This is a genomic window from Brevibacillus fulvus (genome assembly GCF_016908525.1).
Classification (GTDB): domain Bacteria; phylum Bacillota; class Bacilli; order Brevibacillales; family Brevibacillaceae; genus Brevibacillus_G; species Brevibacillus_G fulvus.
On sequence record NZ_JAFBEB010000006.1, the window covers coordinates 55,254 to 68,820 of the forward strand.

12 protein-coding genes are annotated in these 13,567 nt (G+C 51.5%); 1 reads left to right on the forward strand and 11 read right to left on the reverse strand.

The window, feature by feature from the left end; translation table 11 throughout:
- Nucleotides 1–98: 98 nt before the first annotated feature.
- The 5 genes from JOD01_RS10145 to JOD01_RS10165 all read right to left on the reverse strand — a co-directional run bounded on the left by JOD01_RS10145 (nt 99) and on the right by JOD01_RS10165 (nt 7,729).
- Nucleotides 99–2,510, reverse strand: a complete 2,412-nt coding sequence (locus JOD01_RS10145) for an AAA family ATPase (protein WP_204518209.1) — start codon at nt 2,508–2,510, stop codon at nt 99–101.
- A gap of 89 nt (nt 2,511–2,599) precedes the next feature.
- Nucleotides 2,600–2,803 carry a hypothetical protein gene (locus JOD01_RS10150; protein ID WP_204518210.1) on the reverse strand — a complete coding sequence of 68 codons (204 nt, stop codon included), beginning with the start codon at nt 2,801–2,803 and terminating at the stop codon, nt 2,600–2,602.
- 104 nt (nt 2,804–2,907) lie between these two features.
- The gene (locus tag JOD01_RS10155; RefSeq protein ID WP_204518211.1) at nt 2,908–3,231 is read right to left on the reverse strand and encodes a hypothetical protein; all 324 of its coding nucleotides are present in this window, start codon (nt 3,229–3,231) and stop codon (nt 2,908–2,910) included.
- A 5-nt stretch (nt 3,232–3,236) separates the two neighbouring features.
- Nucleotides 3,237–5,771 carry a DNA topoisomerase IV subunit A gene (gene parC / locus JOD01_RS10160; protein ID WP_204518212.1) on the reverse strand — a complete coding sequence of 845 codons (2,535 nt, stop codon included), beginning with the start codon at nt 5,769–5,771 and terminating at the stop codon, nt 3,237–3,239.
- A 2-nt stretch (nt 5,772–5,773) separates the two neighbouring features.
- Nucleotides 5,774–7,729, reverse strand: a complete 1,956-nt coding sequence (locus tag JOD01_RS10165; RefSeq protein WP_204518213.1) for a DNA gyrase/topoisomerase IV subunit B — start codon at nt 7,727–7,729, stop codon at nt 5,774–5,776.
- 351 nt (nt 7,730–8,080) lie between these two features.
- Here JOD01_RS10165 and JOD01_RS10170 point away from each other — a divergent pair, with 351 nt between their 5' ends.
- Nucleotides 8,081–8,467: a YflT domain-containing protein gene (locus JOD01_RS10170; RefSeq protein ID WP_204518214.1), complete on the forward strand. Its 387-nt coding sequence runs from the start codon at nt 8,081–8,083 to the stop codon at nt 8,465–8,467.
- A 39-nt stretch (nt 8,468–8,506) separates the two neighbouring features.
- On the opposite strand, the gene JOD01_RS10175 is transcribed toward JOD01_RS10170, so the two are convergent.
- The 6 genes from JOD01_RS10175 to JOD01_RS10200 form a co-directional block, all read right to left on the reverse strand.
- On the reverse strand, nt 8,507–8,818 hold the full coding sequence (locus JOD01_RS10175; RefSeq protein WP_239565371.1) for a DUF1292 domain-containing protein: 312 nt from the start codon (nt 8,816–8,818) through the stop codon (nt 8,507–8,509).
- A 77-nt stretch (nt 8,819–8,895) separates the two neighbouring features.
- Nucleotides 8,896–9,213 (reverse strand): DUF3892 domain-containing protein, encoded by a 318-nt coding sequence (locus JOD01_RS10180; protein WP_204518215.1) that lies wholly within the window; start codon nt 9,211–9,213, stop codon nt 8,896–8,898.
- Between the two features lie 104 nt (nt 9,214–9,317).
- The gene (locus JOD01_RS10185) at nt 9,318–9,488 is read right to left on the reverse strand and encodes a hypothetical protein (protein ID WP_204518216.1); all 171 of its coding nucleotides are present in this window, start codon (nt 9,486–9,488) and stop codon (nt 9,318–9,320) included.
- A gap of 48 nt (nt 9,489–9,536) precedes the next feature.
- The gene (locus tag JOD01_RS10190; protein WP_204518217.1) at nt 9,537–10,385 is read right to left on the reverse strand and encodes an ABC transporter permease; all 849 of its coding nucleotides are present in this window, start codon (nt 10,383–10,385) and stop codon (nt 9,537–9,539) included.
- Nucleotides 10,385–11,311, reverse strand: a complete 927-nt coding sequence (locus tag JOD01_RS10195; protein WP_204518218.1) for an ABC transporter ATP-binding protein — start codon at nt 11,309–11,311, stop codon at nt 10,385–10,387. Before JOD01_RS10195 ends, JOD01_RS10190 begins: the two co-directional genes overlap by 1 nt.
- Nucleotides 11,308–13,554 carry a hypothetical protein gene (locus tag JOD01_RS10200; protein ID WP_204518219.1) on the reverse strand — a complete coding sequence of 749 codons (2,247 nt, stop codon included), beginning with the start codon at nt 13,552–13,554 and terminating at the stop codon, nt 11,308–11,310. Before JOD01_RS10200 ends, JOD01_RS10195 begins: the two co-directional genes overlap by 4 nt.
- Nucleotides 13,555–13,567 lie beyond the last annotated feature (13 nt).

A 13,567-nucleotide genomic window follows, 5' to 3' on the forward strand; every position in this document is an offset into this window, starting at 1 on the left:
CGAAGCAATCTCAATCGAATACTAGAAAAAAAGCAGCAAACCCCAACCAACTTCACAAATGAAGTGATTGGGGCCTGGCAGATGGGACTGCTCGTTTCCTATCGTGCTTGCTCTTGCTCCGTTGAGTTCGTTTGACTTTCCGCCGGGAACAGGCTGGCAAGATCTTGCCAAATAACTTGCTGCAAATAGTCGGTACTCAGTTGCTCAAAGGGAGTTTCCGCCAGACGCAGCGCCTGGTTCTGTATGGCCTCCTGCACCAGATTGCTGACCAGCCGGCCATTTCCGTCCAGCCAGCCTTGCTTTGCCCCTAGCTCGAACTGCTGTTGCAACTGCTCCAACACTCCCTCCGCCAACTGATACCCCAAACCGGCAAGCTTGGCGGCAAACATGGCAGCCAGCTGCGCCGGCGTGTAGTCCGGGAACAGGAAATATTTCTTGAAACGGGACGCCAAGCCGGGATTGACTTGCAGCAGCCGTTCCATTTCCCGCGGATAGCCGGCCAGCACAATCACCAAGTTTTCTTTATGCCGGGTCATCTCGTCAACCATCGTCGTAATCGCTTCGCGGCCGAAGTCCAGCTCTCCGCCCGTCGCCAGCGCATACGCTTCATCAACAAACAGAACGCCGCCCAACGCTTCCCTGATCTTCCGCCTTGTCTGTACGGCAGTCTGTCCGACATATCCCCCCACCAAATCGGCCCGGCTGGCGATTACCAAGTGACCTCTTTTCAGGTAACCGCACTCGCGGAGCGTCTGGGCATATAAATGAGCAACGGTTGTTTTGCCTGTGCCCGGATTGCCGGTGAAAACGGCGTGCAGCTCGATCGGAACAGCTGGCAAGCCGCGATTGACTCGCTCTTGCTGCACCAGCAAAAATCCGCGGACTTTCTCCAATTCACGCTTGATCGGTTCCAGGCCGATCAATTGCGCCAGTTGTTGCTCCGCGCTTTGTTCCGCTTGTTGGGCAAACGGTTGTTTCTGTACGTCTTCCGGGTAAAGCAGCGTAAAATCATCCAGATGCAGCGGAGAATCCCGATCGAGGAGACGGCCTTTGGCAAAAATGGCGTCCAGCACGATATTGGTCACCGTGCGGGCATTGCCGAAAGTGGCGTCGACCCGCTCCTGGTCAATCCGCTGTTTCAGCGCCTTTTTGGCTGAATCAGTCAACGAATAGTCATTACGCTCCGCTACCTGTTCGGCGATCGTGATCAGTTCGTTCGTGGAATAGTCAGGCAGCAGGAAGTGCCCAGTTTCTGGAAAGCGGCTGCGCAATCCCGGATTGGCCAACAAAAAGTGGCGCATCTCTTCGGGATAACCGGCGAGAATGACAACAAACTTGCCCGCCCATTGCTCGCTGGTCATCGCGCTGACCAAGGTATCGATCGCCACTTGGCCATAGTCGCTGCCATGACTGTCTGCCCGTTTTAAACTGTACGCTTCATCGATGAAGAGCACCCCTCCGGCGGCACGCTTGATCATCTCCATCGTGCGCTCTTCCGTTTGCCCCACGAATGCCCCGACCAGCTGCGAGCGATCTGCTTCAATCACTTCCGGCCGTTCCAGCAGCCCCAACTCGTGATACAGCCGAGCACTCAGCCGGGCCAGCGTCGTTTTGCCCGTCCCCGGATTGCCCATCAAAACCAGATGCAGCGGCAACGGGTCGCGCAACTGAAAGCCTTTTTCCTGCCGCAACTGTTGATAGCGGTAAAAATGGTACAACTGTTGGACCCGTTCCTTGATCTCCTCCAAGCCAATCAACTGTTGCAATTCTTGCAGCGCTGTCGGCTGTACTTCCATCTCGGCGGTTGTTTGCGCCGAATCGCTCAACAAGTTTTCCTTGCGCTGCTGCTGCAAGGCCAGCCGACGGATCAGCGCCTGCAATTCGGCGAGCATTTCCGAGGAGTAAAACATTCCCTTCAACGATTCCGCATATTTTTCGGCAATCATCAGCAGCTGGTTCAGCAGACGTTCCCGTTCCCGATACAAATCGAGCATCTGAACGATTTTTTCCTGTTCCGCCGGCGGCATATGCGGCGACAATTTTCCCAACATGTCCAAAACTTGATACCAGTTCTGCGTGCTGTTTTGCTCACGATCAATCTGTGCCAGCAACTGCTCGACAAGCCGCTTGCGGGTAGCTCCGTTGTCTGTTTCGCGAATGACCGGAAAGTCGCTGACAAACGAGTGCCGCTTCAATTTTTCCAGCAGCAATTTTCCCAATTGTCGGGCAGCCGGTTGATGCGAAGGCGTCAGTTCACAGGCTCGCCACAGCCACTCCTCGGCCAAAGCCTCTCCCCCTGGTTTGCCCATCCGTTTTTCCCCAAGCGCGGTCAACAGCAGCGTTTCCACATAATCAAGCTCTTGGGACGCCCGCGTTCCGCCTTGCCGTTCTTGTTCAATCTGCCGCAAACATAAGATGATGTCCGCTTCCGGCCATTCCGACAATTGTTCAGGCTGTTCCAACAGTTGCAGGAAACTGCGGCGTTCGGTTAATTTGGGGTCGATCGTCATCTGTTGTCCCTCCGTTCCCACATCTCTTTCCCCAGTTGTATCATGTTTTCGGCAAAATGAAAAGCGACCCGGTCGAGTCGCTTTCCGATTTACAACTGCAGATTGCCCATGGCAAGATCGGCTTGCAAGTGGGCCATTGCCGCAGGAATTACATCCTGTTCGGTCTCTGCTGCGATTTTAAAGCTGTGCAAGACTTGCTCTCCGTTGCGCAACTGGACATGATACTGGGAATCCCCGTCATAAGTCGTGGCCAGGTTAAATTGCTGTCCTGCAAGCGTAATGGTTTTTTCCATGCGGACACCTCCCCGCACAGTTTTCCCATTTTCAACAGAAACCAGTCAATTGTTGTCTTTTTTTCAGGATTGCTCGCGAATTGTGCGCTTCCCCAGGAAATAGCTTATACCGGAGAAAAGTCTGCCAATTTCGTATATTGCTGGAGCATACGGCCGTTTGGCAGCGCCACGTGCAACTCGCCTTCATCTTCCGTCCTGGCCTGCCAGGCAAAAGCGAACGCTTTCTTCAACAAAGGTTCTTCTTCGGGCAACGAGTCCAGCATTTCCCGCAGCGTGTCGGCAAGCAGCGGGACAGCCAATCGTTCCCCAGACTCGGCAGGCAAAGACAGATACTTGGGCGCCTCCTGAAAATAGGAAACGGTATCAAGAAGCAAAGAGAGCTGCTGCCAGCTCAACTGTGCCTGAAAATCCTCGAATGGTTTTGCCATATGGATCAATCCTTCTTTTCCTGGGTCTCAATAAATAAAGAGATTTGTTGCGTTTGTTGAGGCTCGTCACCAGAGCGATGCTCCCCCTGCCCGTCCGCTGTTTCCTCCTGAGGAAGGACGGCTTCCCATTGGATCGCCTTTACTCCGTCTTCCACGATGGTTCGGCCAATCCCTCCGAGTTCATTCAGCGGCAAATGGGCAGCGTCTACTTCTTGCCACTGATCCAACCGGGTCAAAGCGTACAAGCGGCTGCTCGCTTCCAGTTGAACAGCGATCAGCTGATGCGGAACCGTTTTCCGTTTTTTCAGCAGCACCACCCCTCTTCCCGCCCGGCCTTGGAGCGGGATTTGCGGCAATGCGGTACGTTTAGCCGTTCCTTCGGCAGTGAGAATGGACACCACGCGAGCATCGTGGTCGTCAACAGCCAAAGCGCCAATCAGTTCATCATCGGCGGCGAGATTGATCGCCTTCACTCCGCTGGAAGCCCGTCCCGTTGGCGAAACTTCTGTCTTCGGGAAGCGGATCGCCATGCCGGACTTGGAGACGGTAATGAAGCTGCCTGACTCATCGGTCAACAAGACTTCAATGAACTCATCGTCTTCATGTTTAAGCTTGGCGGCAACCAGCGAACCGGAGCGATTTGTTTCATATTCTGCCAATGCCGTCTTTTTGATCAGCCCGGAACGGCTGACGTGACAGACGTGCAACGGTTGCTTGAAGTCCGGGACGATCACGCAGGCGATCACGCGCTGGTGTTTTTCCATCGGCAGCACATTGACCAATGCCGTGCCGATATCTTTCCACTTTTCGTCCGGCAAGTCGTTGACCATGGTGGCAAAATATTTGCCGTCCTGCGTAAAGAACAGGGCGATGTGCACGGTATTCGTCTCGACAAAGTAACGTACCCGATCGCCTTCCTTCACGCCGCAGCTGTCGATCGTCCCTCCCATCGACTTGAACGAGCGGGGACTGGTCCGTTTGATGTAGCCGTCGTTCGTCAACGTGACGATACAGTCCTCCGCCTTGATTTGCATCGAGATATCGAGCTTGATCTCCTCGATTTCCCCCTGGATTTCCGTCCGCCGCGGGTCGCTGTATTTCTGCTGGATTTCCCGCAATTCCGTTTCAATGACCTTGATCAGCTTCCGCTCACTGCCGAGAATCGCTTCCAGTTCCTTGATTTCTTTCGCCAAGGCAGTCAGCTCTTTTTCCAGTTTGACAATATCGATACGGGTCAAGGAAGCCAATTGGATGCTGAGAATCGCATCGGCCTGGGTCTCAGTAAAACCAAATTTCTCGATAATATTTCGTTTAGCGTCAGCGCGGTCTTCCGATGCCATAATCGTATCGACGATTTCCCGCAAAATCGATTTGGCGCGGATCAACCCTTCGACGATGTGCCGGCGATTCTCTTTCCGGTCTAAATCAAACTGGGAACGCCTGGTCACCACTTCTTTCTGGTGAGCAATATAGGCGGCAAGCAATTGTTTCAGCCCCATTTGCTGAATCGTGCCCTCGTAGATGGCATTCATATTATAGTTGTAATAAATTTGCAAGTCGGTATTTTTGTAGAGGTAGTTGAGAATCGCTTCGGTGTCCGCATCCTTGCGAACATCGATGACGACCCGCACTTGACGGACTTCAGCTTCTTTGCGCCCTGTTTCGTCGCGGACGGCGAGCGCTCCTTCAATTTTCCGCTCAAGCACCAGGTCGTCGATTTGCGCGACCAGCTTAGACTTGACGACATCATACGGAATTTCGCTGATGACGATTTTCTTGATCTTGCTGCCTTTCGGTTCTTCAATATGCGTTCGCGCCCGGATAATAAATTGCCCTTTGCCGGTTTCAAAAGCTTTGCGAATTCCGCTAATTCCCTGAACGATGCCGCCGGTCGGAAAATCCGGCCCTTTGATGTATTGCATCAATTGATCCAGGCTGATATTCGGATCATGCATCTGCGCGATGGTCGCTTCGATCACTTCGCTCAAATTGTGCGTCGGGATGTCGGTGGCGAACCCGACGGCGATGCCGGAAGCCCCGTTGACCAGCAAGTTGGGAAAACGCGACGGCAATACGGTTGGCTGCACCGTGGAATTGTCAAAGTTGGGAATAAACGTTACCGTGTCTTTTTCAATATCGCGCAGCATTTCGTTGGCCAAGGCGGACAAACGCGACTCGGTATAACGCATCGCGGCAGGAGGGTCAGCATCCAGGCTCCCGAAGTTGCCGTGACCTTGGATCAGCACTTCCCGCATTTTCCACCATTGCGCCATCCGCACCATCGTTTCGTAAATGGCAGAATCGCCATGGGGGTGAAAGTTCCCCATTACGGTTCCGACCGTTTTGGCCGATTTCCGGTACGGTTTTTCGCTTGTGTTTCCTTCTTGATACATGGCATAAAGAATCCGGCGCTGGACGGGCTTCAGCCCATCGCGGGCGTCGGGAATCGCCCGGGATAAAATGACCAGGTTGGCATAGTCGCCAAAGCGCTTGCCCATAATTTCGGAGAAGCCTTGTTCAATGACTTTGTTTGACAGCATGATTATTCATCCTCTCCCACTTCGAATGTCACATGATTTTCAATCCATTCACGGCGGGGGGGAACTTTATCGCCCATTAAAACGGTAACGAGCTTTTCGCTTTGCGCCAAATCCTGCAAGGAGACTTTGATCAATTTGCGTGTTTCCGGATTCATCGTCGTCTCCCACAACTGATCGGGATTCATTTCGCCCAAACCTTTGTAACGTTGAATTTCCGCACCGCGTCCCAATTTTTTCAGCGCCTGTTCCAGTTCATAATCGTTCCAGCAATAGACGGACTCCGCTTTTTTTCCTTCCTTTTTCACCTGATAGAGCGGCGGTTGGGCTATGTACAGCTTTCCGGCCGCGATCAATCCTTGCATGTAGCGGAAAAAGAAAGTGAGCAGCAAGGTTTGGATATGGGAACCGTCCACGTCGGCATCGGACATGATGATGATTTTGTCAAACGCGCAATGTTCAATGGAAAATTCTTCGCCGATATCCGTCTCCAACACCTCCAAAATGGTGCGGAATTCTTCATTGGAAAGAATATCGGACAGCTTGGCTTTTTCCGTATTCAGCGGCTTCCCCTTGAGTCCGAAAATCGCCTGGAACTCGGAGTTGCGCGCCTGCTTGGCTGAACCGCCCGCGGAGTCACCCTCGACCAGAAACAGTTCGTTGCGCTTCGGATCTTTGTATTGCGGCGGGGCAAATTTTTCCGAAATGGATCGTCTTTTCTTGGCGTTTTTGCTTTTTTTGTCGCCGCGCAGCGCTTCCCGTTGCTTGCGCAGTTCCTCGCGAATCTCTGCCGAGCGAATCGCTTTTTCGATCAGCAGTTTGCCGATTTCCGGATTCTCTTCCAGGAAATAATTCAATTTTTCCGCGATGATCTGTTCGACGATAGTGCGCGCTTCCTCGTTGCCGAGCTTGTCCTTCGTTTGCGACTCAAACTGGACATCGGCCATCTGCAGGGAAAGTACGCCGAGAAAGCCTTCCCGCAGGTCGTTTCCGGTCAAATTGCTGTCTTTGTCTTTCAGCAAACCTTTGCGTCTCGCGTACTCATTAAAAATCCGCGTTGTCGCATTGCGAAAGCCGGTTACATGCGTACCGCCATCGGTCGTCGGAATGGAGTTGACGTAAGAGACCAACGTTTCCGAATACCCGTCATTATATTGAAAAGCCAACTCTACATAGACGTTGTCTTTTTCTCCGTCAAAGTAAACGATCGGATGCAGTGTTTGCTTGCCTTCATTCAAATAGTCCACATAGCTTTTCAGACCGTCTTCAAAATAGAATTCTTCCCGCTTCGTCTCGGGACCGCGTTTGTCGATGAGCACCAGCCGCAGTTTTTTCAACAGGAAGGCGGTCTCGCGAAAACGCTCCCGAATCAGTTCATAGTCAAATTTGGTCGTGGAAAAAATCCGCTCATCCGGCAAAAATGTCACGGTCGTACCGGTCCGCTTGGTGTTGCCCACAACGGTTAGCTCGGTGACCGGTTTGCCGACATGCTCGACTCCCGCTTCATCCACCACATATTCGAACCGCTGCTTATGTATCAGTCCATCGCGGTGTATCTCCACTTCCAACCATCGGGACAAAGCCACAACAACACTGGCACCTACGCCGTGAAGACCGCCGCTTTTCAAGTATCCGCCGCCGCCAAATTTGCCCCCTGCGTGCAACGTGGTAAAAATCACTTCAGGGACCGGGCGTCCCGTTTTGTGCATGCCGGTCGGAATTCCCCGTCCGTGGTCCTCTACACTGACGCTGCCATCTTTATAGAGAGTAACAATAATCCGATCGTTGTATCCGCCCAAAGCTTCGTCTTTGGCATTATCCACAATTTCCCAGAGCAGATGGTGCAAACCGCGGGTGCCAGTCGAACCTATATACATGCCGGGCCGTTTGCGAACAGCAATTAACCCTTCCAGCACTTGAATATCTTCTTCGGTATAGGTAAGTGTGTCTGCTTCTTTCATTCGCTTCTCCCCTCTTACATTCAATCCGCAAAGGCGAACACTTAATCGCTATTTTATACTATCCCGGCAAAAGAAAAAACCTCAACCTGCGAAAATAACGGCAAATTTCTCGTATTTCACAGCGTGCTGCCTTCTAGTTTGCCCCGGTCGGTTTTCGGCTTCCGCCGGCCCCGGCTGAAAAAAGCTGCCATCCTGCTTGGGCAAGATGGCAAGATGCACGTTCTTTAGTGTAGCACTATCCGGAAAAGCTGGTCAATCAAAGCGAAATGCCCCCGCTCGGCTAAATCCGCGAAAAAACGGGTATCCTAACGCTGTAGTTCACCACCGATTGGGACAAAAGGAGGAGCCGACTTGATAAGCGCAACAAAACCATTTGTAAAATTCCACAAATACGATCAAGCGTTGGTTGCTGACGTTCAAGCATTAAATTCCTCTGGCTATGCCAAAGACGACATTCATGTCCTTCGATATAACGCGGAACGGTATCACCCGAATCGGCAGGATGAGCATTATAAGTATAAAACGAAGATGGAAGAAGTGATCGGCGACATTGACAGCAAAGCGCATTTTTTTCAGCACAGCGGAAAGGAATTCCGCACCAAGCTGGAACATCTCGGCTTTACTGAAGACGAAGCCGAATCGCTATTCAACGAACTGCAGGAAACGGACTATACCTGCTTGCTGGTCGTACGCAATTTGCGGGATGACATTATCGATCTGAACAGTCCGCCGCAATAAAAAAGAGGGGCATCCCAACAGGATGCCCCTCTTTTTGTCTTACTTTTCTTCGATTAATTCGATGCCTTCCAGCACTTCATTCAGCTTGGCATAGGCTTCGGATTCTTCCGTTTCCTCCAGAGGGACCAATTCGCCGCCATCCACTTGGAATACGAAAATGTCTACTTCTTCATCAACATCTTCTTCCTCGTCGTTTTCTTCGTCAAGGGCATTGGTCAAGGCAACGTATTGCTTGTTGTTCAAATCAAACAGCGCAATCACTTCAAAATCGCCCAAAAGATCGCCATTCTCGTCATCGAGGCTGATGATATCGCCAATTTCCAAATCTTTGTTTTCCAAATCGTTGCTCAAATTCTTCACGCCTTTGCTTAAATTTACCTTGCTTTTTCCATCTTACCTGCTTTCAAACGATTACGCAAAACATTTCTCTAAAAGGTGGGCAAGTTATCCAGGTTATTCTCTTGGATCCCGTCCGGTTCACTTCGTAGGATGTCCCGACCGTATTTGTGAAATACATCGACATGTGCCAACCGGCCTGCTTTTGCCTCCTGAAGCGCTGTCACATAGTCCAGTTCCCGCCCCGCGGATGTTTTCAGCGCGATGATATCGCCATCGTCGTTTTTGCGCACAGCCACGATTTGCTCCTGCCCACCGTCTGCTAACGGCTGCTGCTGAAGCTCGATTCGCTGTTGCCGCTCGCCCTCTGCCTTGTATTGCTGATAAATCTGCTCAAAATTTTTGCCCATACTGACATCCCCCCCAAAATTAGTGTGCCTGTTTCCGGCAGCCGGCATACTTTTTTTCCGCGCAAAAAAGAGCAGGCGCTATCGCACGCCTGCTCCTCTCCTGTTTATACTTCTTCAATAACCCCTTTTGCGATTAAAAACGCTTCCTCTGCCTGCAGAATCGTAATGATCTCATTGCGTCCGACCCGCATTCCTTTCGAAGCCAACCGCAATTCAATAAACTTCAGCAGTTCCTCAAAATCGAGCACCTGCACATCTTGTTTGTTGTCCGACAATCTAGGCAACCCCCTTTTCGTTTGTATTATTTTACCGTAGTTCCTTGTTTACTTCCATCGTAAACCGGGACGAACCGGTTTGAGCAGAAAAGCGCTCCACCAGATCAACAGCACGCTTAACAACACATAGCAGCAGGTAAAAAAGATCCATGGGGTCATAAAATACTCGTCAAACGTCGGCCCTAAATTTTCCCCCAATAATTCGAACATAACCAGCACCGGATTCAGTTCGCCCAAAATTTGCAGTCCGGTCAACCCCCAGACGCTATCATTGAGCCATTGCTGCGGATACAGCTCTTCCAGCAGCAAGCCCAAAAAAACATAGAGCAATCCGGTTCCGACAACAAAAAAGAAAGCAAGCCCGTAAGCGGTAATGGTGCTGACGCCGGTTCGTTTGATCCAGGTGGAACAAAAGACGCCAAGCGCACCAAAAAACAGGATATTGACCGCGAAGAACACCATCAGCAGCAACAGCTGCTTCGGTGAGATCCCTCCGTACAAAAAGACGAAGCTGTAAAGCGGAAGGGAAGCGACCACCAGCAAAAACACAAAGGCCAGTGAAGTAAGCAATTTGCTCCAAACGATTTGCGCCGGCGTAAGTTGGGTCGTCATCAGCACGTGCAACGTTTGCCGCTCCCGCTCGCCGCTGATCGTGCCTGCCGCCAACGCCGGAGCGATAAAACAGAGCAAGGCGTATTGCAAAACAGCGGTCATGACAAACAGTTCCCGGTTATCGCCCGGCATCGGCAGTTCATTCAGTTGCAAAACATACATGAACCCGAGCAGGAGCGAACCCATCACCAGCAGGTACAAAGCCAAAATCCAGACGGTCTTCCGCGTCCGAAACCTCTCCCGCATTTCCTTGACGATGAGTGGATTGGTGAAGATGTCTTTCATTAGTTGCCCACTCCTTCCGTAATGGCGAGGAATACATCCTCGAGATTTTCCCGCGAATCGCCAAAATGAACCACGCCGACACCTGCGGCAATCAGCTGCTGCAATAATTCTGCCTTGTTTTCTTCCGTGCCCATAAATTGAATGCGAAAATGGCTGTTCTTGTCGTCCAGCTGGCGCACAAAGCGCGATTCCCGCAAAATACGCTCGGCCTTCTCCGCTCCGAAAACCGTGCGAACTTCCATCATCGAGATGCCGCGAGAGCGGATGCTGACATCGTCCACGGCGCCGCAAGCGATCAGCTTGCCCTTTTCAATTACGCCGATCTCGTCGCACAATTCGGCGAGTTCCGGCAAAATATGCGAGCTGATCAGAATCGTCTTGTTCATCCGCCGCAGCTGCTTTAAAATTTCCCGCATTTCAATTCGCGCCCGCGGATCGAGTCCGGAAGCCGGTTCATCGAGAATCAGCACATCCGGGCTATGCACCAGACAGCGCGCCAGTCCCAGCCGTTGCTTCATCCCCCGCGACAGAGAATCGACATAAGCGTCCGCCTTGTTTGACAGATTGACCAGTTCCAGCAAATCGGCAATCAACGATTTTCGTTTCGCCGGGGGAATATTGTAAGCGCCGGCGTAAAAATCAAGATACTCTGTAGCTTTCAAATTATCGTAAACCCCGAAGAAATCAGGCATATAGCCTAACGATTGGCGGACATCTTTCGGCTCTTTGACCACATCGTATCCGCAGACATAGGCTTTGCCCTCAGATGGTGTCAGCAACGTCGATAAAATCAGCATCGTTGTTGATTTGCCCGCTCCGTTCGGCCCGATGAATCCAAAAACTTTTCCCTTGTCGATGTTGAGATTCAAGTCAGTCAAAGCCTGCAGTTTTCCGTATCGTTTGCTAAGGTGCTCGGTCTGAATCATCGCGTCGTTTTCTCTCCTTCCACCTGGAAATACGGCTGTGGCAAAATCAACCGCTCCTCTGCCGGATTCGACAAGCGAATCAAGATATTCCCCTCTGTATTGAGATACTCGTGCAGATCATCGGTTAAGGTGATCCCGTTATCTCTGCCGATTTCCTGCCATTTTCCTGTTTTTGTATTAAAAATTTCCTTCTTGAAAATACGATACGGGCTCTCATCCAGCGGGATTTCGACCGTCTTCACGCGCAACCCCGGTTGGGAGACATGCAGCGCAAAGGTAACGCTGCCTTTGGACAAGGCAATTGTGTTTTGCGAAGTGTAGTCAAAGTTTCCTTCCGTGCTTGCCACACTTACCTCCAACAGCCCATACGGATAAACAATCCGCTCATCGTCATTCGGTTGCAATTCAACGGGTTGTTGCACCACGGTCCAATGGTGGCTAACCCCCTGATAGTCCGGTTGGAATATCTCCAGATCGGAGTCGCTTACCCCGGTTATTTGCAAGGAGTTGTTTCCAATATCCAAAACCTGCTCCTTGTTTTGCGCGACCCACTCTTCTTTGGAGCGCAGCGGTTTATTCGCCGCTTCTTCCGGTGGCTGGTAATATCTTTGCACCGTTTCGCGGATCTGCTTTTTCTCCCCTTTTTTCAGCGGACCAAGTTCGATTCGCTGGTACCCCAATTGCAAATAAGTCTGCTGAAAATCAAAGGTTGTCTTGTTGGTCACGCTGCCTTGCAACTCGCTGCCTGCTACGGAGAGTTCGGTGTCAAATGAGCCTAACCCATGCATCATCCCGGCGGCGTAAGCGGTTTTGACTGTCAAATAAGGCACATTTTCAAAACGGATGCCTTGATTTTGTTGCGATTCGTCGGCGAATACGCTGCCGTCCGCATCGGTGTCCAAGTAACCGGAACTCTTTAACGGGATGGCCATAAAAGCCGGGTCCGCTTTGACGTTGTATGAACCGCCGGAAACGGTCAGGAACGATGCGCCGCTGTTCACTTCAGCCAGTTCTTTGTCGAGCAAACGAATTTTGGAGACCGTGTAGCTCGTGTTATCTTTGACCACCAATTGGCGGCCAATGAGATAGACCCCAGCCGTCATCAAGATCGCTGCCAAAGGAATGATTCCCCATGCCCATTCGCGCCGCCCGATCCGTTTCAGTACGAGATAGAGTACTGGGGCGATCAACAGCAAGTAAATCAGCCAAATGACAATGATTACTTTCACCGATGGCGGATTCACATCGGGCAGTTTGGAGCTTAACTGCGTCAACGAATAGTTCAGCGAAACACCGTTCATTTTTTGTTCGAGCGCATGCGTCACTTGATACGTTTGCAGCACTTGCTGCCAAAGCTGGCGGTTGTATTGCCAGGAAGCAATCGGCTCTGCCGTCACATCATAGTTGACGCGAACGACCAACCCGCTGCCCAGCTTGTTCACCAAAAAGAGCGGCTGATCCGCCTGATAGACAGGAACTGATGAAAAAGGAGGTTGGGAAACGCCGCTCAGCTCGGCAATCTGTTGGATGGGCGACTCCGGCTGGCGGTTTGCTGTTTCCGACGGCAAGATGTCTTGAAACGGCGCCATTGCCGGCTGATTGGGGTTCCCTGCCAATATCAGGACGCCGCCGCGTTTTACCCATTCTTTAACGGCCAGAGCCTGATTGTCGCGGATCGTTTCGTTGCTGTTCCCCACCGCCAAAATATCCAAATTGTCCAAGAGAAAGGACCGGTCGGGCAACGCATCCGCTTTGAGGTTTTGCAGATAAAAATTGTTGGCCGCTTGCCCTTGGTACGGTTCATCGCTGCTGATTGTCAGAAAATGAAAGGCATTGTCGCTGTTGTCAATTACCCCGATGACGCCTTCGTCGCGAGTTCGCAAAGAGGTAAGCCGTCTCTCCTGAACGATCTCGTCTCCATGCCGCAGACGAATCGCATTCGGTTCACGCATCAGCATTTCAACCGGAAGCTCAAAGCGAATTTGTTTGGTTTCATCCGGCTGGAGTTGAACCGCCTGACCAAAGAGCGAACGATCGCTGCTGTTGATCGGGCTCAACTCCAATCTTCCGGCAAAAGCTTCCCCGTGATTTGTAATCGTAACGTTTAGCTCCGTCCATTGATCGGACTTCATTAACCCGCCAAGCGGAGTACTGTATGAAATGTCAAACTGTTCGTTTGCTTGAACAGGCTGTGTATATAAGGTCATCACTGCCAGTGTGACCAAGAACAACCATCTCCACATGCTGTTCGCTCCT